Origin of the sequence: Nocardiopsis sp. CNS-639 (assembly GCF_000381685.1) — a bacterium.
In the GTDB taxonomy this organism is placed as follows: domain Bacteria; phylum Actinomycetota; class Actinomycetes; order Streptosporangiales; family Streptosporangiaceae; genus Nocardiopsis; species Nocardiopsis dassonvillei.
The window spans coordinates 1-21,475 of record NZ_KB906895.1 but is presented as its reverse complement, the minus strand read 5'-3'; the positions used below and the strand labels follow the sequence as shown (position 1 = coordinate 21,475).

General features: G+C 72.1%; 16 protein-coding genes and 2 CRISPR repeat arrays. Of the genes, 3 read left to right on the top strand and 13 right to left on the bottom strand.

The window, feature by feature from the left end; translation table 11 throughout:
* Positions 1-372 precede the first annotated feature (372 nt).
* The 3 genes from G011_RS0129095 to G011_RS0129085 all read right to left on the bottom strand — a co-directional run bounded on the left by G011_RS0129095 (position 373) and on the right by G011_RS0129085 (position 4,072).
* Positions 373-1,554, bottom strand: a complete 1,182-nt coding sequence (locus tag G011_RS0129095) for an oxygenase MpaB family protein (protein ID WP_019611563.1) — start codon at positions 1,552-1,554, stop codon at positions 373-375.
* 151 nt (positions 1,555-1,705) lie between these two features.
* Positions 1,706-3,067 (bottom strand): MFS transporter, encoded by a 1,362-nt coding sequence (locus G011_RS0129090; protein ID WP_231391629.1) that lies wholly within the window; start codon positions 3,065-3,067, stop codon positions 1,706-1,708.
* Between the two features lie 57 nt (positions 3,068-3,124).
* On the bottom strand, positions 3,125-4,072 hold the full coding sequence (locus tag G011_RS0129085; protein ID WP_019611561.1) for an SDR family oxidoreductase: 948 nt from the start codon (positions 4,070-4,072) through the stop codon (positions 3,125-3,127).
* 532 nt (positions 4,073-4,604) lie between these two features.
* Between G011_RS0129085 and G011_RS0129080 the strand changes: the two genes are divergently transcribed.
* The gene (locus G011_RS0129080) at positions 4,605-5,366 is read left to right on the top strand and encodes a phytanoyl-CoA dioxygenase family protein (RefSeq protein ID WP_019611560.1); all 762 of its coding nucleotides are present in this window, start codon (positions 4,605-4,607) and stop codon (positions 5,364-5,366) included.
* A 32-nt stretch (positions 5,367-5,398) separates the two neighbouring features.
* Here G011_RS0129080 and G011_RS0129075 read toward each other — a convergent pair whose 3' ends face one another.
* Complete coding sequence (locus G011_RS0129075) at positions 5,399-6,166, bottom strand: class I SAM-dependent methyltransferase (RefSeq protein ID WP_019611559.1); 768 nt, start codon at positions 6,164-6,166, stop codon at positions 5,399-5,401.
* Positions 6,167-6,362: 196 nt separating this feature from the next.
* Positions 6,363-7,253 (bottom strand): glycoside hydrolase family 19 protein, encoded by an 891-nt coding sequence (locus tag G011_RS0129070; RefSeq protein WP_019611558.1) that lies wholly within the window; start codon positions 7,251-7,253, stop codon positions 6,363-6,365.
* Positions 7,254-7,534: 281 nt separating this feature from the next.
* On the opposite strand from G011_RS0129070, the gene G011_RS0129065 reads away from it, so the two are divergent.
* Positions 7,535-8,131 (top strand): hypothetical protein, encoded by a 597-nt coding sequence (locus G011_RS0129065; RefSeq protein ID WP_155979866.1) that lies wholly within the window; start codon positions 7,535-7,537, stop codon positions 8,129-8,131.
* Positions 8,132-8,805: 674 nt separating this feature from the next.
* Positions 8,806-10,500, top strand: coding sequence for a polyprenyl diphosphate synthase (gene uppS, locus G011_RS0129060; protein ID WP_019611556.1), 1,695 nt, complete (start codon positions 8,806-8,808; stop codon positions 10,498-10,500).
* Positions 10,501-10,531: 31 nt separating this feature from the next.
* Positions 10,532-10,816: direct repeats of the CRISPR family, unit length 28 nt; unit sequence GGACCATCCCCGCGTGCGCGGGGAGCAC.
* Between the two features lie 97 nt (positions 10,817-10,913).
* Here uppS and cas2e read toward each other — a convergent pair.
* The 8 genes from cas2e to G011_RS0129020 form a co-directional block, all read right to left on the bottom strand.
* Positions 10,914-11,264, bottom strand: a complete 351-nt coding sequence (cas2e, locus tag G011_RS0129055; protein WP_019611555.1) for a type I-E CRISPR-associated endoribonuclease Cas2e — start codon at positions 11,262-11,264, stop codon at positions 10,914-10,916.
* Complete coding sequence (gene cas1e, locus G011_RS0129050; protein WP_019611554.1) at positions 11,261-12,238, bottom strand: type I-E CRISPR-associated endonuclease Cas1e; 978 nt, start codon at positions 12,236-12,238, stop codon at positions 11,261-11,263. Before cas1e ends, cas2e begins: the two co-directional genes overlap by 4 nt.
* 3 nt (positions 12,239-12,241) lie before the next feature.
* Positions 12,242-12,961 (bottom strand): type I-E CRISPR-associated protein Cas6/Cse3/CasE, encoded by a 720-nt coding sequence (gene cas6e / locus G011_RS31950; protein ID WP_019611553.1) that lies wholly within the window; start codon positions 12,959-12,961, stop codon positions 12,242-12,244.
* Positions 12,961-13,689: a type I-E CRISPR-associated protein Cas5/CasD gene (cas5e, locus tag G011_RS31945; RefSeq protein WP_019611552.1), complete on the bottom strand. Its 729-nt coding sequence runs from the start codon at positions 13,687-13,689 to the stop codon at positions 12,961-12,963. The genes cas6e and cas5e overlap by 1 nt, the downstream gene beginning before the upstream one ends.
* A complete protein-coding gene (gene cas7e / locus G011_RS0129035) occupies positions 13,686-14,873 on the bottom strand; it encodes a type I-E CRISPR-associated protein Cas7/Cse4/CasC (protein ID WP_019611551.1) in 1,188 nt (395 codons plus the stop codon). The genes cas5e and cas7e overlap by 4 nt, the downstream gene beginning before the upstream one ends.
* A 256-nt stretch (positions 14,874-15,129) precedes the next feature.
* The gene (gene casB / locus G011_RS0129030) at positions 15,130-15,792 is read right to left on the bottom strand and encodes a type I-E CRISPR-associated protein Cse2/CasB (RefSeq protein ID WP_019611550.1); all 663 of its coding nucleotides are present in this window, start codon (positions 15,790-15,792) and stop codon (positions 15,130-15,132) included.
* Entirely contained in the window at positions 15,789-17,471 is a 1,683-nt protein-coding gene (casA, locus tag G011_RS0129025; protein ID WP_019611549.1) for a type I-E CRISPR-associated protein Cse1/CasA, read from the bottom strand. Before casA ends, casB begins: the two co-directional genes overlap by 4 nt.
* Positions 17,461-20,451 (bottom strand): CRISPR-associated helicase/endonuclease Cas3, encoded by a 2,991-nt coding sequence (locus tag G011_RS0129020; protein ID WP_019611548.1) that lies wholly within the window; start codon positions 20,449-20,451, stop codon positions 17,461-17,463. The genes casA and G011_RS0129020 overlap by 11 nt, the downstream gene beginning before the upstream one ends.
* 106 nt (positions 20,452-20,557) lie before the next feature.
* A CRISPR array of direct repeats spans positions 20,558-21,379; the repeat unit is 29 nt; unit sequence GGGACCATCCCCGCGTGCGCGGGGAGCAC.
* Between the last annotated feature and the right edge of the window lie 96 nt (positions 21,380-21,475).

Genomic DNA, 21,475 nt, shown 5'->3' with positions numbered 1-21,475 from the left:
AAGACGTTGGGGTGGAAGACTCCGGCTGAGGCTTTGGAAGAACAGCTAGCCTTGCTACAACAAGCCGGTGTTGCGACCACCGATTGAATCCGGTCAGTCAACGACCTGCGAACTTACCAGCGGCAAGCAGCCGTTTTTCCAACTTCTTGGGAAACAGACAAAGCGGACGAAGCACTCTGCCCTGAAAACACCATGGCCGCAGAATACCGGCCGAGAAGTGCGCCCCTTCTGTTGTCTCCCAGCAGCGACCGCCCTCCCACACCACTTCCGTCAGCGATATCCACCGGAGTCGACAGCGTCGGCGCCGAACACCAGCCCCTTGGCCTGCTGGAACCCCTCCGGCCCATAGCACCCGTACTCGCGGCCGCTCCCTCAGTCCTCGGAACCGGTCGCGCCGCGCTGGTAGGCGGTCGGCTGGCCGGGCCTGGCCACCAGCTCGCGGGCGGCCGCCAGGTTCTGGTCGATCGCGGCCTGCCATCGCCCCGGGTCCCGGCGGCGGCGTTCGCGCGCCAGCGCGAGCCCGGACAGCACCGGGCCCAGCCACGCGTCGGCGATCGGGGCCGGAGGGATCCGCAGGTCCTGGCACGCTCCGTCGCCGTGGATCCGGCGGGCGATCGCGTTCAGCGCCGGTCGGGCCAGCTCGCCGGGAACCTTGAGCATCGCGTGCAGCGCGGAGGTCGCCGAGGCCAGCGTCGCGTCCGCCAGCACGGCCGACTCCTCCGTGGCCGGTCCGGTCACGGCCTGGAACACGGCGTCCAGGCGTGCGGCGGCCTCGTTGCCCGTGATCCCCTCGACCAGGCGCGCGTCGATCCCCAGCAGGTGGGCGACGTACCACCAGTAGCGGTACAGGTCGGCCTGCTCGCGGCTGCTCAGCCCGAACCCGAGAAGCTCTTCGGCGGTGTAGGCGGTCAGGGTGAAGTCCATCCAGGTCCGCCCCAGATCGACCTGGTTGATCGGGCAGCCGTCCGCCGAGCTGTCGTAGCCGCGGTTCAGCGCGAGCCTTCGCATATGCGCGTGCAGCATCCGCACCTCCAGGGTCGCCACGTAGCCCGGCTGTCCGACGCGGAGGCTGCCGGGCAGCATGGTCCGGGTGAGCCACGCCCCGGTCTCCTGGATGCGCCGCTGCGCGGATTCGACCAGCCGTCCCGTCGTGGTCAGCACCTTGGAGATCGACGGCGACTCGTAGACCCGGATCAGGGAGCCCGCGTTGAGCGCGATGATGTGCACCGGCGGCGGCGAGGTGTAGAACGGCATGGGGCCCTGGTCGAGCAGGGCGTCGTCCACGTAGTCGGGCGGGCTCTCGGTCTGCCGCAGCAGCGCCGCCAGTGCCGGAGGCGGGTCGGCGAGGGAGGCCAGGCCCTCCCGGATGCCCTTGTCCACCACCGGCCTGGCCTGTTGCATCCCGATCTCGTGCATCTCGGCGACGACCGCGTCGGCTAGCACGTCACCGGTGGTCAGCGCCCACTGCATCAGGTCGGCTCGGGCCCGGCCGAACTGGGCCAGGACGGTCGACCGCCCCGCCCTCCGCGTCGGCCACGGGTTCTGCTCGGTCATGCTCTCTCCTTGGCGGTCTGGTGTTGGCAGTCGGGTGTCGGCCGTCCGCCCGGGCCGGGTGGTGTGCCCACGGGTCCTGACCCGGGCGGACGGGACGGGACCGTGCTCCCCGGGCCCGCGACGGCCCGGTGGTGTACCGCTCTCGGACCGGTCAGCCGTGGGCCTCGGCCCGCGGCCTGTCCTGGGAGCCGTGGGCGTCGCCGCTCCCGGCGATGTCGCTCAGCACCTCGGAGGCGGCGAGTTCGTCGCGGGCGGCGAGGCGGTCGAAGCCGTTGACGGCCGGGTAGACGTAGCGGCCCAGGGTCGCGATGAGGACCGCGCCGACGACGAGGACGCCCATCAGGACGGGGATGACGGGGTCGTAGGAGCCCAGCAGGTCGTACCCCAGCCCGAGGAGCAGCGGCCCCAGCGCGCTGCCCAGGAGGAACGCGGCCTGGACCAGGCCCAGGATGCGGCCGAAGTAGCGCGTGCCCAGGTAGCGGGTGATGAGCAGGGCGAGCAGGTCGCCCTCGATGCCGAAGGCGACGCCGATGAAGGCGACCGCGACGACCGCGACACCGAACGGCGGCTCCAGGAAGAACATGCCAATGATGGGGGCGATCATCACGATCGGACCGATGACGCCCGCGTGCACGCGGTCGAGGATGAGGCCGCCCGCCACCCGGCCCACCAGCGAGGCGAGGCCGAAGACGACCAGCAGGGTGGCGGCCTGGTCGGCGCTCAGCCCGCGGTCGGTCATCATCGGCACGAGGTGGACCTGGAGGCCGTAGACGACGACCCCGACCAGGCCCAGCCCGAGCGCGATGCCCCAGAACTGCCGGGTGCGGACCGCCTCGCCGACCGTCAGGCCGGGGAGTTCGAGGCTGACCTCGCGGCCCTCCACCCGGGCCTCCTGGACGAGCCGTCCGCGCACGTGCCGTTCGGCGCGGGCGCGCACGAACAGGGTGACCATCGTGACCGACACCAGGACCGAGATCAGCGCCATGAGGCCGTAGGCCGTCCGCCATCCGAAGCCTTCGATGAGCGCTCCGGCCAGCAGCGGGGCCAGGGCCGAGCCCAGCCCGATGATGCCCGTCACCACTCCGACGGCGAGGGCGCGGTTGTTGTCGAACCAGCTCACCACCGCCCTGGTGGCGGGCACGGCCGTCCCGGCCCCGAAGAAGCCCACGAAGAAGCACGGGACGAGGTAGACCCACTCGACCGGCGGCACCAGTCCGATCAGCGCCATGGAGGCCGCGAACAGCACGAACCCCGGCACGAGGATGTACCGCGCGGCGAAGCGGTCCACGAGCTGGGCGACGATGACCAGGCCGATCGCCATCCCGACCGCCGCGACCGAGAAGGCCCCGGTGACGGTCGTGCGGCTGAAGCCGGTGTCCTCCACGATCGGCAGTACGAACAGGCCGATGGTGGCCAGGTACATCTGGGGGCCGACGGCGTTGGCGGTGCCGCTGCCGACGAGCACCCACCAGGGGCTCCTGGGTCTCGGTGTGCGGGGGGCGGCTGTACTCATGCGGTCTCCGTGGGTCGTGGGGCGGTCGGGCAGGCAGTGGCGGTCAAACGGCGGTGATCAGACGGCCGCGGGGAAGGAGACCCTGGTCAGGTCCTCGGAGACCTGCCAGACGCGCGCGGCTTCCCGCGCGCTGCGCAGCGGCGGGTACAGCCGCTGCTCGGACGGCGGGCCGCCCAGCCTCCCGAATCCGCTGGGGCTGTAGAGCGCGCCCGGTTTGGCGGCCGGGTCGGTCGCGGCCATGAGCGCGGGCAGCTTGGACGTTTCGAGGGTGCCCAGCAGGATCCCGCGGGCCGACAGGGCCCGGATCCGGCGGATGTGGGGGGTGTCCTCGCCGCGGCCGATCTCGGGGCGGGCGGCCAGAAGGCTGGTCGGGGCCACACCGGGGTGGGAGAGGTTGCTGGTGATGCCCCACCCGTGGGCCGTGCTGCGGCGATCCAGTTCGAGGCCGAAGAGCCCGAACGCGATCTTGGACTGGCTGTAGGCGCGCATCCCGTTGTAGGAGCGCTCCCAGTTCAGGTCCTCCCAGTTGATGGAGCCGCGGCGCGCGGCGACGCTGATCTGCGAGGTCACCCGCGCCCGGCCCGCGCGCAGCAGCGGGAGGATGTGGCCCACGAGGGCGAAGTGGCCGAGGTGGTTGGTGGCGAACTGGAGTTCGTGGCCGTCGGTGGTGGTCTGCTGGTTCGGGGGCCTCATCACGCCCGCGTTGTTGATGAGGATGTGGATCGGCAGGCCCTCCCCGCGCAGGGTGTCGCCGAGGGCGGCGACCGAGGCGAGTGAGGACAGGTCGAGGCTGCGCAGCGAGACGTTCGCGCGGGGCACCGTCCGCCGGATCGCGGCGACCGCGTTCTCGCCCTTGCGCGTGTTGCGGACGGGCATGATCACCTCGGCGCCCGCGGCGGCCAGCCGCCTGGCCATGGCCAGGCCCATCCCGTCGCTGGCGCCGGTGACGAGCGCGCGCTTCCCGGTCAGGTCGGGCACGGTGATGTCGATGGTTCGACGTGGCATGGTCGTTCTCCCTCATGTCGTGGCTGGGGGTGCGCCGCCGGGTCGGTCCGGCGGCCCCGGTCCGCGCGGGTGCTCCTTGAGCGGGTGCTCCTGGTGCGGATGCTCCCGGAGCGGACGGCCGCGTCACCGGCGAAGGCGTCGGTGGCGTTCGCCCGCGACCGCTCCGGGGCGGTGGGTGGGGGCACGTCGGGGCGGTGGACGAGCACGCGTCCGCTCGCCTTCCGGGGTCCCGCTCGGGCCCTGGTACCGATCCTGGGCGCACGGCGCGGACCTATCCAGGACCTGCCGATCACAGGCTCGCCGGGCCTCCTCTCGGCGGATCGACGCGCCCGAGGAGCACCCGTTCCCGACCCGGACGTACGCCACGGGGTCTCCAGCGCCCTGACCGGCGAGGGGATCGACCAAGAGGCGGACTCCATGTGTCGCGAGCGGCCGTGGGCCGGAGTTCCCGACCGGAGGCGAACCGCAACTGTCGGGTCGCTCCCCCGGAGTGCTCCCTAACGTGGCCGGTGAACGAGAGGGGAACCGGTTCATGCTGACCGATCACGACATCAGGGCCTTCGTCGAGGACGGGTTCGTCGCCCTGCGCGGGGCGTTTCCGCGCGAACTCGCCGACCGGGGCCGGGAGCGGCTGTGGGCCGACCTCGGCTGCGAGCCCGACGATCCCGCCACCTGGACCCGGCCGGTCGTCCGCCTCGGCGGCTACCACGACCCGCCGTTCCGGGAGGCCGCCACCACCCCCGCGCTGCACGAGGCGTTCGACCAGTTGGTGGGCGAGGGCCGTTGGCAGCGCCCGGGCGGGCTCGGCACCTTCCCCGTGCGCTTCCCCAGCGACGAGGACCCCGGGGACGCCGGCTGGCACCTCGACGCGTCGTTCGCCGGTGCCCGGGGGGAGCCCCGCGTCAACCTCCGCTCACGCGGGCGCGCCCTGCTGATGCTCTTCCTGTTCTCCGACGTCGGCCCTGACGACGCGCCCACCCGCATCCGGGTGGGCTCGCACCGCGACGTGCCGCCCCTGCTGGCCGACGCCGGTGACGGTGGCCGCGAGTTCATGGACCTGTGCGGCGCCGCCGTCCCGGCCAGCGAGGGCCGCCCCGAGGCGCTGGCCACCGGCGCGGCCGGGGACGTCTTCCTGTGCCACCCGTTCCTCGTGCACGCCGCCCAGCCGCACCGGGGCGCCGCCCCGCGCTTCATGGCCCAGCCGCCGCTGCTGCCCGTGGGGGAACTCGACCTCGACGCGCGGCGGCCCACCCCGGTCGAACGCCCGGTCATCGAGGCGCTACGCGCGGGCTGACCCGCGCCGGGGCCGCACGGTGGTCCCTGCCGTCACGCACCGGCGAGCGACGGCGGCGCCTCCAGGACGAAGAAGAGGAAGCCGATCCTGGTCGACAGGGCATGGAACTCGTCGGGGAACAGCTCACGGGCGGCCGGATCGGGCTTCGGCTCGCTGATGGCGCACAGGCGGAACCCGGCGGCGGTGAAGGCGTCGGTCATCGCGTGCAGCGGCCTGCGCCAGAACCTCAGCGGAACGGTCCGCCCGCCGAACGCGAACTCGGCACTGTAGCTGGTGGTCGCGAAGTAGTCGGGCCGGGGGTCCTGGATCGCGTAGTCCGTGAACGGGTGCTGCACCGACGCGATCAGCCGACCGCCGGGCCTGAGCACGCGCCGGAACTCGGCCAGCGTCGGACCCCAGTCCTCCAGGTAGTGCAGCACCAGCGACGCGACCACGTCGTCGAACGCGCCGTCGGCGAACGGGAGGGGATCGCTCAGGTCGGCCACGCGCAGGTCCACGTCGTCCCCGAGCCTGCGCCTGGCCAACGCCAGCATTCCGGCGCTGGCGTCGATGCCGGTGACGTCGGCGCCCCGGTCGCGCAGGGCGGCGGACAGGGGGCCCGCGCCGCAGCCCGCGTCCAGGATGCTGCGGCCGGTCACGTCCCCGGCCAGGGCCAGCATCGCGGGACGTTCGTAGTAGGCGTTCTGGATGTTGTTCTCGTTGTCCGCCGCGTACGCCTCGGCGAAGCCGTCGTAGTCGTTCGTCCGGGCCGGATCCGCGGCCCGGGCGGGGGTGTGGGGTACATCGGTGACTCGGTCCATCGCTGGAGCCTAGTGTGCGCACGGCCCGCCGGGCGGCCCCGTCACGGTCCGGATGGGACGGAAGGGGCCGCCGCGTCAGGAATCGCGGTACGTGCGCCCCGCGCTCTTCGAGCACCGGGCGGAGACGCTCCGGCCGCGATGGCCGGGCGCGCCCCCGCCCGGATGTGTCCGGCGGGCGCTCGGCCCCGTCCGGGGATCAGCAGCTCAGGTTAGATCCGGTGGTGGTGCCGAGGATCTGGGTGAACTGCGTGAACTTGTTGATCCGGCTCTGGACCTGCGCCGGGTTGCCCCCGTTGCACTCGATCGAGCCGTTGATCGCACGGATCGTCTCGCCGAAGCCGTGTCCGTTGACGATGGCGTTGTGCGGCGTGATCGTGCCGGGTCCGGACTGGGTGTTCCAGTACCAGAGGCCGGTCCGCCAGGCGACCGAGGCGTTCTGCTCGACCAGGTAGGGGTTGTTCAGCAGGTCGATGCCGAGGGCGTCGCCAGCGGCCTTGTAGTTGTAGTTCCAGCTGAGCTGGATCGGGCCGCGCCCGTAGTAGGCGGCCTGACCGGCCGGGCAGCCGAAGGGCTGGTTCCAGTCGCAGTAGTGCGGGTAGTTGGCCTCGTTGGTCTCCCTGATGTGCACCAGCCCGCCGGTCTCGTGGCTGACGTTGGCCAGGAAGGCGGCCGCCTCGCGCTTCCTCACCTCGGTGCTGCCGGTGTTGGCGAAGGCCGGGTAGGAGCTGAGGGCGGCGGTGAGGCCGCTGTAGGTGTAGAAGGGGTTCCGGTTCGGGAACATCTGGTTGAACTGGGCCTCGGTGACGACGAACCCGCTGGGGCCGGGCTCCTCACCGCCGCCGTCGGTGCCGCAGGGGCCCTGGTCGGTCCAGACCTCGGAGGTGCCGGGACGCTCGTTCTGCGTCCACCACCTGGCGGTGTAGTTGCGGCCGTCGTAGGAGACCTGCCCACCGCCGGTGTAGACGGCGGAGGAGTTCCAGGCCGGCGCGCAGGTGGCGGCGGCCTGCGCGACGGTCACGGGGAGGACGACGAGCACAGCCGCGAGCGCGCCGAGCGCGGCCAGCTTGCTCAGGAGACGACGGATCACGTGTTCACACTCCTAGGGTGCGGCGCGACGTCCGACCGCGCGCCGCTGGGGGTGCCGTCACCAAAGCAAGGGTGGTCTAGACCTGTCAAGACCAGTAACACGGATCGTGAGGACAAGGTGACGGAAAGCCGGAGGCGGTGACCCGGCGACGGACCCCTCACCGGGCCGCCGACAGTGTCGGGCGGTCCGCCTCGGCGTACGCGGAAGCTCGACGCGTTCCCACGGAGGATCGTGTTCGTTTTCCAGGGACACCGGTCGAGTCGCGATCCATGCTGGAACCCATGAACGACACGCCTGCCCTCCACCCCGTCAGCGCGGCCCGGACCCTGGTGTCGGCCGCCGCCGTCCTGGCGGTCGGCGCCTGCTCCCCCTCCACACCGCAGGAGGAACAGCGCCCCGCCGCCAGCGAGCCGACGCCTTCAGCCAGCGCAAGTGCCAGTGCCGATGCCGGCACCGGTGCCAGCGAGTCCTCCTCCCGGGTCACCGGCCTGGACCCCGAAGGCACCACCCAGGCCCAGATCACCGAAGGACTCACCGTGGCCGTAGAGGACTTCGAGCGCACCCGGGACGCCCAGGGGGAACCGGCGCTGACCTTCGACCTCACGCTCGCCAACGCCACCGGCCAGACCTTCGACGCGACCCGCGTCGCCGTGTTCGCCTTCCACGGCCCCGACACCCGGGAGGCGCCTCCGATCATCCTGGAGTTCGACGAGAACGGGTCCGGGCGCTCGGCCCACTTCGACGAACCGCTTCCCGACGGTGAGGAGGCGACGCTCACCTACGGGTTCAACGTGGACCCCGACCACGAGCAGGTGCTGATCGCGGTCGAGCCCGAAGGGGACGACGCGGTGTTCTTCAGCGGCGCCGTCCCCCTTTGATGGGGGGGTTGGCCGTACCGCGCTCCCGACGGAGGCCGGGAGGGACGATGTTTACCCGCCGCCGGACGGGTAGACAGGTTGGTGTGCACTCGCGCGCTCCTCGGGCCGCGGGGACGGCCTCCACGGCCGTACAGCCCGGGATGACGCGGCGCGGGTGCCGGGCCGGCGCCTCTCGGGGGTGAGCGCGCACGGCCCGCGCCGGACCGGCGGTTCGGGGGATCCGCGACGGTCCGGCGAGACGCGGGAGCCCCCGCGCGACACCTCGTCGCGCGGGGGCTTTTCCCTTGGCCCCGGACGGACTCAGGCGCCCACCGGGCAGAGTGACCCGTCGGATGGCGGGCCGTCCCCGCCCGGGGGAAACACCCTTTCCCTCCTGTTCCCTCCTGCCGCCGGGCTCACCGTGGCCGCAGGAGGTCGCGCTCCCTCCCCGGTGCCGTCGGACACCGTCGGACCGAAGACCTGGTCGTCGTCGCAGGCGGTCTTCCACACCACTCCGGTGGTGTCGGTGATCGAGGCAGGCAGGTCCTCGTCATCACGGGAACCACTATGCTACTCATCGTGATTATTCAGATCCCCTCGGTGTTCGTGGGAGTGCGGGCTCAGACGGACCCCTTCGCCGCACACGGTTCTCGGAGGCGAGGGCTCCCTCCCCAGGCCACCGAGGAGGAACGGCGATGAGCGGTTACACGAGGACGGGTCCCCCGCTGATCGCGGAGCGGGGCGCCAACACCGGCCTGGCGCGCGCCTTCGAGGTCTGCCGCAGGATCCACACGGCCGCGGACCACGTCTCCCCCCGGGTCGTCGATCTGCTGCCCGCCCACAAGCGCCCCTACGCGCACGCACTGGCCGCCTTCGGGATATGGGCCGATCGGCTGGCCGACGAGGGGGAGGTCTCCGAGCGCGGACCGGCCCTGGCCCGGTTCCGCGCGGAGATCCTGACCGCGCTGGCCGACGGACCCGGCGCGCCCGTTCGCCTGCCGCCGGTCCAGCGCGCCGTGGTCCACACGGTGCGGGCGTGGGACATGCCCGTGCCGGTTCTGGAGGAGCTTCTCACCACACTCGAACAGGACAGCCGCCGACCGCCCGACTTTCCCGGCTTCGCCGACCTGCGCCGCTACCTGCGCGGTATGAGCGGCACCGTCGCGGAGCTGTTCGGCACCGTGTTGGAGCCGGTCCGGGAGGACACCCCGGAACTCATGTCGCTGCTGGGCGAGGTCTTCCAGTACATCGACATCCTCAACGACCTGCCCGAAGACCTCGAACAGGGCCGCTGTTACCTGCCCCGCCAGGACCTGGAGCGGTTCGGCCTGGACGCGGACGGCCTGATCGGCGCGCTCGGCACGGATGCCTGTCGGGAACTGATCGCCCTGCAGGTGCGACGGGCGCGCGGCCTTCTGGAGCGGGGGCAGGAGGTGGTCGATGCCGCGCACCCCTCCAGCCGCCCCTTCCTCGCCTCCATGCTGGCCGGGCTGCGAACGGGCCTGGACGAGTGCGAGTACCTCCCTGCGGTCCGGCCGGACGCCCCACCGCGAACAGCCGTTCCCGCCCGGTTGTCACAGACCAGGAAGACACCCGTCGAGGTCCTGCCGGTCGCCTCGGGGACGCGGCAACGGCAGCCGCCCGCCCCGTCGCCTGCACCCGGGGGCCCTCCCGCCGCGGTCCCCGAGCACGTGGCCGTGATCATGGACGGTAACCGGCGCTGGGCCGGGGCACTCGGGCTGGCCGCGGTGGAAGGGCACATGGCCGGGGAGGAGGCGATGTACCGTCTGATGGACGCCGCCGGGGACCTGGGCATCAAGTACGTGACCACCTTCGCCTTCTCCACCGAGAACTGGTCGCGCTCTCCCGAAGAGGTGTCCTCCTTGTTCAAGGTGTTCGCCCGGCGCGTCACGGGGGTTACCGGGCGCCTGCACGCCCGGGGCGTCCGGATGCGCTGGTACGGCCGCCGCACCAGGGTCGAGGCGGCGCTCCGCGAACGGCTGGAGTGGGCCGAGGAGCTGACGTCGGGCAACAGCGGGGTGACGTTCACGTTCTGCCTGGACTACGGAGGCCGCCAGGAGATGGTGGACGCGGTCAAACACGCGGCGGCCGAGGCGCTCTCGGGGCGGCTGGACCCGACGCGCATGGCGGAGTCCGACCTCGCCGGGTACCTCTACGATCCCACCCTGCCCGACGTGGACCTCCTGATCAGGACCGCCGGCGAGCAGCGCACCAGCAACTTCCTGCCCTGGCACACCGCCTACGCCGAACTCGTCTTCGAGGACGCCCTCTGGCCCGACTTCGACCACCCCCACCTGGTGCGCGCCGTCAACACCTACGCGGAACGGCGCAGGAGCTTCGGCGGCACCCTGAGCGAGGAGAGCGCCTGACGCTGCATGCGGTGGGCCTGGGGGGCCGCCCCGGACCATCCCCGCGTGCGCGGGGAGCACGACTACCAAGCACAGTTCGCCGCCCACGGTAAGGGACCATCCCCGCGTGCGCGGGGAGCACAGGCCGTGCCGTGGCTTGCCGGTCTCCCCCGGGGACCATCCCCGCGTGCGCGGGGAGCACCTACTGCAATGCGAGGACTACGCGCGGAGGGTGGGATCACCCCCGCGTGTGCGGGGAGCACCACGTCCAGGCGCTCCTCCAGGGAGTCGACGTACATGCCGGGCCAGGGACCATCCCCGCGCGGGCGGGGAGCACGTCAACGACCTGCGAACTTACCAACGGCAAGCAGCCATTTTTCCAACTTCTTCAGAGACGGACACGCACCCCACCGACCCCAAAACCCCCAAAGAACTCACCTCCCACCAAAGCGCCGCCTCTTCGACGCCTTGCTCCACCCGCTCTTCGGCGGCCTCCGGGTCTCCTCCACCGCCTTCTTCGGACGGTGCATCAGGGTCAACCCCTCGTGGTCCACCGGCTCCCAGTGGTGCTCGAAGGTCTGAAAAGTGAACCCCTGCTCGGAGTCGTCGCTGTACGCCAGCAACGCCCTCCCGTTCCCCGCGTACTCCTTCACCTCCGCCCACAGCGCCTCCCGGATCCGGCGCGACGGGTTGCCGATGAACACCCCCGCCGAGATCTCCATGAGCCACCGGGTCAGGAACCCGCGCAGCCCGGCCGGACAGTTCGTGAGCACGACGACCGTCACCAGACCACCTCGTCGGCGTAGCTGTAACCCGACTCCAGCAGCTCACCCCGGTCGCCCACCAGCCCGACCGTGTCCGCCACGTCGTCGTTCGCACCCTCGCCCGCGCCCTCGGCCCCGACCCCATCTGCCCCATCACCGAGCAGCAGTTTCTTGATATCGCGCACGCACCGCTCCAGCAGCCCCTTCTCATTGATCTGATCCCGCAAGAGCCTGCGCGTCACCCCGTCCACGTCCTCCTCACCCTGCGCCGCCGCGTCGAAGGCCACCGGAATCCCGATCTCCACCTTGTACAGATCGGCCACGTCCATCACGAACCCGCGTTCGTGCCCCGAGTGAACGAACCCCAACCCCGGACTGCACCCGAGCGCGGCCGTCACCGCGTGCGCCACCCCGTAGAAGCACTGCGCCGCCGCGGTGATCGCCTTGTTCGGCGAATCCGAGACGTCGTGGTCCCCCGGCACGTACCGCCGCCCGCGCCAGGTCACACCGGTCCGCGCCGCCTGCTCCCGGTAGCACGCCTTGACCCGGTCGCCCTCCTTGCCCAGCAGCGCCTGACGGCTCAGCGCCTCCACGTCCAGGTCCGGAAAACGCATCCGGTACATCGCCCGCGCCACGTCGAGCCTGCTCCGCCGGTTCGCCCACGCCGTCGCCTGCGCCTCCACCAACCGGGAGGAACGGGTGAGCGCGCGCCCGGCCGCGTAGTAGCGCACCCCGTGCTCCCCCACCCACACCACCGTCGCCCCGCACTCGCCGAGCAGGCTCATCGCCGAGTGGGTCACGTTCGTGCCCGGCCCCAGCAGCAGCGTGCCGATGGTCGCGGACGGCAGGTAGCGCGTCCCGTCCCCGTCCTCGGCGGTGATGGCGTTGGAGTCGCGGTGCACGATGCACCGCTCCAGGTACAGGAAGGACAACCGGTCGCCCACCCTGGTCAGTTCGCGCGGCCCCGAGGTCCTGCGCTTTCCCACGGTCTTCATGCCTCACCCCACCGGAGCCAGGGTCATCAGCCCGCAGCCGTAGGCCTTGGCCCGACCCAGTCCGGCGCACAGCGTGCGGCGCAGCGCGTCGGGGTCGGTGACGGTCAGCCTGCCGTCGAAGGTCGCGGTGACCACGGGAACCCGCATCCGCTTTCCCCGCCGGTCCGGGCGCGGGTCCGCCTTGTCGAAGCCGCGCGCGTCGCGGTCGTGCACGACCAGTTCGTGCTCGTCCTCACCCGGAAGGAGCTGCTGTTCGGCGGGCTTGCGCACGACCTCGAAACCGCACCGCTCCTGGCGCTGGAGCAGCCACCCCGCCTGGTGGCGCGGCGTGACGTGCGCGGTGGGCTTGGTGGGCTCGCCGTCTTTTCGGCGGATGCTGTGCACGGGGTTGGCGGTGAGCCGGAACGCCCACGTCTGCCCGGCCTCCAGCCTCTTCAGGAACCCGGTGTACTCGTGCGTCTGCCACGTGTTCTCCGGGTCGGTCGGCCACCCGGCCTGCTCCACCACGTGGGTCAGGTCGGGCCGGTCCGGGCCCACCACGTACAGGAACACCTCCGCGCGGGCGTTGCGGTCCACCCGCCACAGCACCCGGGGGCCGCCGGTATCGCTGGGCAGCAGGTTCGCGTAGGAGCCCATCACGGCCGCGTGCAGGGCCTGCGGCGAGGACAGCAGCTTCCTCGCTCCGGGGCGGTGGGTGTTGAACCGGAATCGGGTGAGGTACATCAGTTTCCTCCCAGGGCAGCCGTGGGATCGTGGTCGGGAACCGGCCGGCGCCGCGCGAACGGGTTCGGCACGTCCACCGAACCGGAGCGCACCGCGCGCAGGGCGTAGCGCCGGTGCGCCGGATCGAAGCTCAGCGGCAGGTCGCGCAGCGAGTCCGCCCGGCCGTCTCCGGGCGCCGCGTCCACCAGCGTGGTCAGCGTGATCACCGCGCCCCGGCGGCGCCCAGTGCGCCGCTGGTACCAGTCGGCCGCCTGCCAGGGGCGCCCCGCCAGGACGTCCTCGACGCGCCCCTCCTCGGGTTCGCCCAGGTCGAGCGGGCGGGAGGGCGGGCACGAGCGCCTGCCGAGGTAGGGCAGGTAGACGGGTTCGCGGACTGCCCGGTACAGCTCGGCGATCATGTCCCGTTCGCCCTCCACCGCCGCGACGAACACGGCGTCGGACAGGTAGAAGCGCTCCGACACCGGCATGGACGTGCCCGTGTCCAGGTGTTTGGCGGTCTGGTAGTCGCGCACGCGGATTCCGGGCTGGTCCACCCGCACGCCGAAGCGCAGCGCCGCCAGGTCGGACAGGTCTGCGGTGCGGTCCCGGCCCAGGGCGGCGGCGAGCAGCCCGAGCACGCCGCTCTTGGTGGGGGCGTTCTCCGTGCCCCGGCGGGCGAACCGGGAGGCGGAGCCCCAGGCCTGGAGCGGGCCCGCCAGAACCAGGGGCAGGACGCTCAGCGCACTCATGCCCGCGGCGCCTGGCGTTGGGCGACGGCCGCGCCGACCCGCTCGACCAGTTCGGGGAGGGTGACCTCCTCGCCCAGGCCGGAGAGCTTGGCGGTGCGCTCCCCCACCCGCACCACCCAGGTGTCGACGTCGTCGGCCGCACCGAACGCCCGCTCCACCTGCGGCACGTACTCGGCCAGGCGCGCGCTGGCCTGGGCGACGTGCCCCGCGCCCGCCTCCACGGGCTCCTCGAAGGCCCCCACGAAGCTGATCGGGCGCGCGCCGCGCAGCTTGACGACGACCGCGTCGGGCAGGGTGTGGTTGCCGAAGGTGTTGACCTTGCCGGTGGGCATCGACTCCACGAACCCGCGCACGAACGCCTCCACGGCGCGGCGCAGCGGTTCGGTGACCGGCTCGTCCTCGTGCAGCCCCTCCCCCAGGTTCTTCCGCAACAGGTCCACGTCCACGGCGGCGTAGCGGTACAGGGTGGCGGAGTTGAACTCGACGGTGCCGATCATGCCAGCGCCGGTCTCCTCCTCGGGGTTGCGGTCGTCCACGGCCGTGTAGTAGTCGGACTCGTTCTCCACCGCGTGCACGCTGATGGCGTGCGCGACCTGTGCGGCGGCGTCCACGTTGACGTCGGCGCCGTCGGCGACCATACGGCCGAACAGGGCGATGTCCACCGAGTGGCGGGTGTCGGCCACCGCCTTGGCGCGGGCCTTGTTGTCCTTGTCCTTGAGGAAGGCCTTGATGTCCTCGCGGCCCTCCACGGCGAGTTCGGCGAGCCCGTCGCGCTGGCGGGCGCTGAGGAACATCAGGTAGGCGGACTCGGGGGCGGGCTCCTTGGTGCCGTTCTTCTTGGCGGCGTCGGCCTTGCGCTTGGGCACCTCGATCTTGGAGCCGGTGGCGACCTGGACGGTCTCGGCGGCCAGGGCCAGCGCCTCGGCCTCCTCGATCGAGGGGTCGATCTCACGGATGCGGGAGGCGACCAGTTCGGCGACGCGCTTGGTGCGGGTGCCCAGTTCCCGGGGGTCGAGCAGGGCGTCGAAGGCCAGGCGGGTGGCGCGCTTCCAGGCCTGGCTGGAGACCCGGGATCGGCGCACGCCACCGTAGACGGCCGTCTTGGGAGCGCCGGTGTCGTCGCGGTTGATGTTGCTGGGCGGCACGGTCTGCAACACGTGCACGTCGAGAATGGTGCGGCTCATGGTGTTCCTCATCTGGGTACTGAAAAGTGCGGGCTGAAAGGACAACAGGCAGAAGGGGCGGTGCGAGCGGGGCACGCCCGCTTCCCGTCGGCCGGAGCGAGCGTCCACGCGCCGACGGGAAGTCGGCGGACCGGGCCTCGGGGAGCGTCGGCCTCCGGAGCACATCGGGCCTCGGAGAACGTCGGGTTCCGAAGGGCGCCGGGCGCCGGGAGCGACCGCGCCCGAAAGGTGTCGGGACCGGCGGCGTCCCCGGAGTTCAGTCCGTCGCGGTCGGGTCGCCGGTCTCCGCGTCGGTGTCGGAACCGACGGCTGTCCCACCGGCCTCCTGTGGCCGGTAGGCCTGGAACCCGCGGCCCCAGGCCCGGCGCACGCGTTCGGCCCCGGGCCGGGTGCGGGCGTCGTACAGCTGGTCGGCCAGGAGGCCGTAGTCGAGCGGGACGTCCTCGGCTCGCAGGAGCTGGACGATCCCCCGGAGCCGGTCGAGGCGGGTGGCGTGGTGCGCGGCGCTTCCCGCCTGCACGAACCTCCTGCGCAGCGGCTCGTCGATGTCCCCGGAGGGCATGAGTCGGCGGACGGCCCCGCCGAGGTCGCGCCCGCGCCGATGCATGCCCTTCTCGCGCTTGGACTGCTGGTGCAGGGCGTAGAGGGTCAGCGCCTCGTGCGCGGCGGCCTCGGCGTCCTCGGTGCGGGGGTCGGAGACGGAGAAGCGCTCGTAGAAGCGGTGGTCCAGGGCCAGCCCCACCAGTTCCGGCACGGCCTCGACGGGCTTGCCCGCGCCCCGGCGCAGCTTGGCCAGGGTGGCGACGGCCTCGGGGAGGTCCTTGAGGTAGCCGCCCTGGAGCTGGCGGACGCGTTCGTCGACCAGCTCCCCGACGTCCTTGAGTTGGGGCACGAACCCGGCGGTGCTCGTGGTGGTCACTGCTCCTCCTGCGGGGAGTGGTCGGTGTTGGTCAGCGGGAGCGCCCTGCGCAGGGCGGAGCGGAAGCGCAGGTCGGCCCGGGAGGCGGTGAGCCAGACCGAACCCTTCTTGGTGGCCACGATCCGGCCCGTCCAGGCGGCCTCCCCTGCCGTGTCCATGAGTTCGGCGCCGAGGCGGAACACGATCTCGTGCGCCGTGAGCTGCCACGCGCGGCGCTGCTCCAGAGGGGGTTCGGTGGTGTCGAGGCCGCGCAGCCACTTGCGGAAGGGCTCGTCCAGCTCCGCGAACCCGCGGTCGCGAGCGGTGGCCCTCGGCCCCTCGCCGTCCGCGCCCGCCGCGTCGGCGAGGGCGGTAGCCAGGTCACCGAGGACCGTGACGGCCTCCTCGGCGTCGTTGACCGCGTCGATCGCGGTCTGGGTGAGGGCGCTGTCGCGGTCGTGGAACAGGACGACGGGCATGGCCACGGCGTCGTCCACGATCTCGTCGATGACGGACTGCTGGGTGCCGTAGACAGCGCCGACCAGGCGCGCGCGGACCAGGAAGTCCTTGGGCAGGATCCCCTCGAACGTGAGAAGGGAGATCCAGTCCAGAACGCGCGGACGCACCACCTTCGCGGCCTCCTGGCGCTGTTCGGCCCCTCGGACCCTGCCGGTGACCAGCGCCCCGAGCCCGCGCCAGGCCGCACGGGCGGGGTCGTGGTCGCGCGGCAGGTAGACGGTGCTCTCGCGCAGCTTCTTCTCCTGCGCGGGGCTGCGCCGCCACGCGGTCATCGGCTCGCGGTCGTGCTTGTTGCGCGGGGTGAGCGGGTCCCCGTAGGCGAGCAGGACGCCGTGGACCGCTTCGCCGTCGTGGTGCAGCCGGACGCGGCGGCTCTGCCAGGTGTAGAGGTCGCGGAGCCCGTGGGGGCGGGTCTCGGCCTGCGCGCCCTTCAGGGGCTGGGCGGTGACCTGGGCCCGGCGCCAGGCCGGGGCGTCCTGGTCGGAGTCGGCGCGCAGACCGTCGGTGTCGAAGGCGATCAGGTTGAGCAGCAGCGTCCGCTGGAGGTCGTCGCCCTCCACGTACACCCCGCCGAGGTTCCCGGACCAGCCCACGCCCTGCGGGTAGACCTTGCCGCCCTTGAGGCGGGGGTCTCCGACCGCGCCCGACTTGATGCCCGAGGTGTCGTAGGCGTGGGCGTGCAGCAGCCAGCGGGCGGCCTCGGCGAAGGTCAGGCGCTCGGCGCCGTGCGCGCGCATGGTGAAGAAGCGCGCGTTGTTGGGCACGTCCGCCACGATCGGGTCGGGCGAGGAGTACTCCCCCTTTCCGGTGCTCAGGTCCGCGACCTGGAAGAACGGCGTTTCGGGGTGCAGCAGGTCGAAGCGCTCCCGGTGCTCACGCAGGTAGTCGCGGACCCGGTCGGCCGGGATTCCGTCCCGCCACAGCTCCTCCCAGTCCTCGATCTCGCGCGGGCCGTCGATCGCGTCGTGCAGAACCGCCAGGAGCAGGCGCAGGAGGGCGAAGTCCTGGGTGGGCACGTCGCCGACCAGGCGGCGGATGTCCGGCGCCTGCTCGAAGACCCCGGTCAGGGAGAGTTCGACCTCCTCCCCGTCCAGGCGCTGGACCGGGATCCATGGGCGCGAGGTCAGGTCGAATGAAGCGGGCCGAAGCGGTGGCGGTGACGTGGTGGCGTCAGTCGGCACGGTGGACCTCCAGGCCGTCGGATTCGGTGTAGTGGAGCGTGTGTCCGGCGAGTTCGGCGCGGTTGTCCTCGTCCAGGAACAGGACGAGTTCCTTGGCGATCCAGTGGGCGTCCTTGTTCTGCCAGTCCATGACGACCTGCGACTCCAGTTCGCTGATGGCCTGGTCCATGACCGCTCCGGAGGCGGTCAGCTGGTAGGGCAGGCGCAGTCCGGAGGCGGCCAGGGCACGGGCGGAGCGAGGCGGGGGCGCGTCGTGGGTGGGCAGGGGCAGGCCACCGCGCTCCTCGGACAGCCAGGGAACGGTGGTGACCGTTCCGTCGGCGTACCGGCGGGCCACTAGAACCTCCAGGCTCTCCCCGGTGTCGCGGACCTGGGCCTTTCCGGCCCGGGTCTCGTCGGCCTCACCGACCCCGGCGTCGACCCAGCCCACGATGGCCCTGCCGTCGCGGCCCGCCGGTCTGAGGAGGAAGGTCTGGGCCTTCTCGCCCTTGCGGGCGTGCTCGCGCTCGTGCGCCTCCCTGGCCTCGGTGAGCCGTTCGGCCCAGGTCGGCGGCGCCTTCTCGGCATCACCGTAGGCGTCCTGGACCAGGGGGCTGATGTCGCCGGGCAGGGCGACCGTGTTGGCGGCGCCACCGGCCCCGTCTGGGCCGGGGCCGACCTCGTCGGGGCTGGGACCGGCCTCCAGCCGGGAGCGCAGCACCGCCAGGGAGCGGAGCAGGGGGTAGGCGCCGTAGACGGTGCGCGAGCCCCTTACGGGCTGGGGAGGGGTCTGGGTCCAGTCCACGCCGGTGACCAGGCAGCGGGCCGCCCGCAGCCGGGGCGGGCGCTGGCTCTGGTCCTCGCCGCGCGGGTGACGGTGCAGGCGGCCCATGCGCTGGAGAACGAGGTCGACCGGGGCGAGGTCGGTGACCAGCAGGTCGAAGTCCACGTCCAGGGACTGCTCCACGACCTGGCTGGCGACCACGATGTGGCGGGTGGGGCGCTCGCCGCCGAGTTCGGCGACCTTGGCGGGCGGCCCGTACGCCTGGAGGAGCTGGGCGTCCCGGTCGGCCCGGTCCAGGTCGAGGAAGCGCGAGTGCGCGACGGTGATGGTGTCGGAGCCGAAGCGGTCGCGCAGGTGGGAGGCGGTCTCGTGGACGCGGGCGACGGTGTTGCGCACGACCAGGGCGCAGCCGCCCTCGGCCAGTTCGGCGTCGAGGCGGTCAGCGAGGACTCCGAGGTCGTCGTCCAGCGGTTCGAGGGCGACGTCGGTGGAGCGGCCGGAGGCGGCGGGGGTGTGGACACGCGGTGCCGAGCCGCGTTCGGCGGTGGTGATCAGCGGGTACTCGCGTGCGCTCTCCACCGCCTCAGTGGCCTCCGCAGCGGCACCGCCTGACGGCTTGGACGTGCCGGTGTAGGCGTCGACCAGCTCGCGCCTGCGGCGGGCGGGCAGGGTCGCGGAGAGGATGACGACCGGGACGCCGTACTCGCCGAGCCAGGCCAGGGCGCGGTCCAGGTAGACGTTCATGTAGGTGTCGTAGGCGTGGGCCTCGTCGATGACCACGACCTTGCCCGCCAGGGCGAGGTGGCGCAGGGCCAGGTGCTTGCTCTTGAGTCCGGTGAAGAGGAGCTGGTCGACCGTGCCGACGGCGAAGGAGGAGAGCATGCCCTTCTTGCGGCCCCGGAGCCAGCGGTGGGCGACCAGTTCCGCCGGGCTGTTGCCCTTGGAGGGATCGGCGCCGCGGCCGTCCGGGCCGTCGCGGCCGTCGCGGTCGGTGTCCGTGGCCAGGTGACGGCCGCCGCCCATGAGTTCGGTGAAGTCCTTGTTGAGGTGGGCCTTGGAGTGGGCGAGGAAGACCGACACGGCCTGCTCGGGCATCCCGGGGAGGCGTTCGAGCCAGTGCAGGTAGCGCTGGAACATGGCGTTGCTGGTGGCCATGGTGGGCAGGGCGACGAAGCAACCGCCCGCGCCGGTGCGGGCACCCAGGATCTCGGCGGCGGCCAGGGCGGCCTCGGTCTTGCCCTCGCCCATCGGGGCCTCCATGACCATGAGGCCGGGGCCCGACATCGCCCGGGCGGCCTCGACGGCCTGTTCCTGGACGGGGCGCGGGACGGCTCCCGGTGGGAGGTCGAAGCGGGCCTCGAAGATCTCGGCCGCCGTGCCCTGGGGTTCCTTGGGCTCCCACTGCCGGGGCAGGTCGAGGAGGCGCCAGGCCGCCTCGGTGCGTTCGGGGTCGCTACCGCGTTCTCCGGCTCCCGGGAAGAGCGGGAAGAGTTCGGGGTTGCTGGCGATCCAGTCGGCGGTGATGACCAGGGCGGTGAGCAGGACCTGCGCGGTCTGCGAGAGTTTGAGGGAGTTCCAGGCGGAGAGGCGTTCGGATGCTCCGGTGATGCGGGCGACGGTGTCCAGGAGTTCGTGCTGAACGGCTGTCCAGGCCTGCTCGTGACCGGGGGTGCGCAGGAGTCCGGGGTGAAGGTCCAGCTCCTTGATGGCGTTGACAGTGGGCGGGACGCCGTGGTGGCCTCCGGCGACGACGGTGAGCTGGTGGGTGGCGCGTTCCGTCCAGCCGTGGTGCTCGACGAGCCAGTCGCGGAGGAGAAGCTGTCCGGCCAGGCCGTGGGGGGCGAGGCCGCGGTCGGCCATCTGCTTCTGGAGGGGCATGTCGAGGCCGTGCGCGCGCATGTCGGCCGCGAGGTGTTCGACCTGGCAGGCGAAGGCGGGGGTGGCCTTGCCGATGTCGTGGGTGGCGGCGAGCCAGACAGTGAGGACGCGGGCGTCGTGATCGCCGTCGGGGAGTATGCGGCTGATGTGGTCGCGGACCTGCGCGGGGAGCCAGGAGTCCCATAGCCGGGTGGCGACGGCGGCGCTGTCGGCCATATGGCGGTAGAGGGGCAGCCAACCGTTGGCATCGAAGTCGTGCTTGGCCCACACGGTGCGGGCGGCCTCGGAGAGGCGGTCTTTCCAGGGCTGAGGGCGCCCTTCGTGCGTCATGGCCGACATTGAACAAGGGTTCGAGGCGCCTTCGCAGGCAAACGCCGAAACTCGCCCTGACCTCATCCGGCCAAGCCGGTTTAACTGTCCATGTAAACCGAGTGGCTCGTGTGCCGGGCGTATCCCCGCGTGCGCGGGGAGCACCCCACCCACGTCGTCGACCACTACAGGGCCGGGGGACCATCCCCGCGTGCGCGGGGAGCACTGTAGCGCTGTGAACTGGGGTTGTGCATAGTCGGGACCATCCCCGCGTGCGCGGGGAGCACACGATCCTGCCCCCGTCCGAGGACCTGCCGGTGGGACCATCCCCGCCTGCGCGGGGAGCACTCTCGACCGGCCTGCATCAGGGTCGCGCCGAGGGGACCATCCCCGCGTGCGCGGGGAGCACGGGCTGGCCGCACTGCCGGTCGCACTGGCGGGGGGACCATCCCCGCGTGCGCGGGGAGCACCCCTAGTGGCCGGTGTGATGGCGGCCGGTGAGGGGGCCATCCCCGCGTGCGCGGGGAGCACGCGGTGAGCAGCGACTACCAGCTCATCCCTCAGGGACCATCCCCGCGTGCGCGGGGAGCACCTAGACGACGGTCTGAACGAGATAGCCACTCCGGGACCATCCCCGCGTGCGCGGGGAGCACACCCTGGCCGACGCGCCCGGCCTGCTCGACGAGGGACCATCCCCGCGTGCGCGGGGAGCACCTAGACGACGGTCTGAACGAGATAGCCACTCCGGGACCATCCCCGCGTGCGCGGGGAGCACACCCTGGCCGACGCGCCCGGCCTGCTCGACGAGGGACCATCCCCGCGTGCGCGGGGAGCACTACTCGTGCGACGGCAGGTCGAGGCGGCCGAGGGGACCATCCCCGCGTGCGCGGGGAGCACCCAGAGTTGGCGGGGGACGCCCTGGACGGGGAGGGACCATCCCCGCGTGCGCGGGGAGCACAGACCGGATTCAATCGGTGGTCGCAACACCGGCTTGTTGTAGCAAGGCTAGCTGTTCTTCCAAAGCCTCAGCCGGAGTCTTCCACCCCAACGTCTT

Coding starts and splice junctions, on each gene's coding strand:
- cas1e (WP_019611554.1), bottom strand. CDS start 12,238: ATGAAGACCGTGGGAAAGCGCAGGACCTCGGGGCCGCGCGAACTGACC.
- G011_RS0129020 (WP_019611548.1), bottom strand. CDS start 20,451: ATGTCGGCCATGACGCACGAAGGGCGCCCTCAGCCCTGGAAAGACCGC.
- G011_RS0129080 (WP_019611560.1), top strand. CDS start 4,605: ATGCTGACCGATCACGACATCAGGGCCTTCGTCGAGGACGGGTTCGTC.
- cas7e (WP_019611551.1), bottom strand. CDS start 14,873: ATGAGCCGCACCATTCTCGACGTGCACGTGTTGCAGACCGTGCCGCCC.
- cas5e (WP_019611552.1), bottom strand. CDS start 13,689: ATGAGTGCGCTGAGCGTCCTGCCCCTGGTTCTGGCGGGCCCGCTCCAG.
- G011_RS0129090 (WP_231391629.1), bottom strand. CDS start 3,067: ATGAGTACAGCCGCCCCCCGCACACCGAGACCCAGGAGCCCCTGGTGG.
- uppS (WP_019611556.1), top strand. CDS start 8,806: ATGAGCGGTTACACGAGGACGGGTCCCCCGCTGATCGCGGAGCGGGGC.
- G011_RS0129085 (WP_019611561.1), bottom strand. CDS start 4,072: ATGCCACGTCGAACCATCGACATCACCGTGCCCGACCTGACCGGGAAG.
- G011_RS0129095 (WP_019611563.1), bottom strand. CDS start 1,554: ATGACCGAGCAGAACCCGTGGCCGACGCGGAGGGCGGGGCGGTCGACC.
- cas6e (WP_019611553.1), bottom strand. CDS start 12,961: ATGTACCTCACCCGATTCCGGTTCAACACCCACCGCCCCGGAGCGAGG.
- G011_RS0129065 (WP_155979866.1), top strand. CDS start 7,535: ATGAACGACACGCCTGCCCTCCACCCCGTCAGCGCGGCCCGGACCCTG.
- G011_RS0129075 (WP_019611559.1), bottom strand. CDS start 6,166: ATGGACCGAGTCACCGATGTACCCCACACCCCCGCCCGGGCCGCGGAT.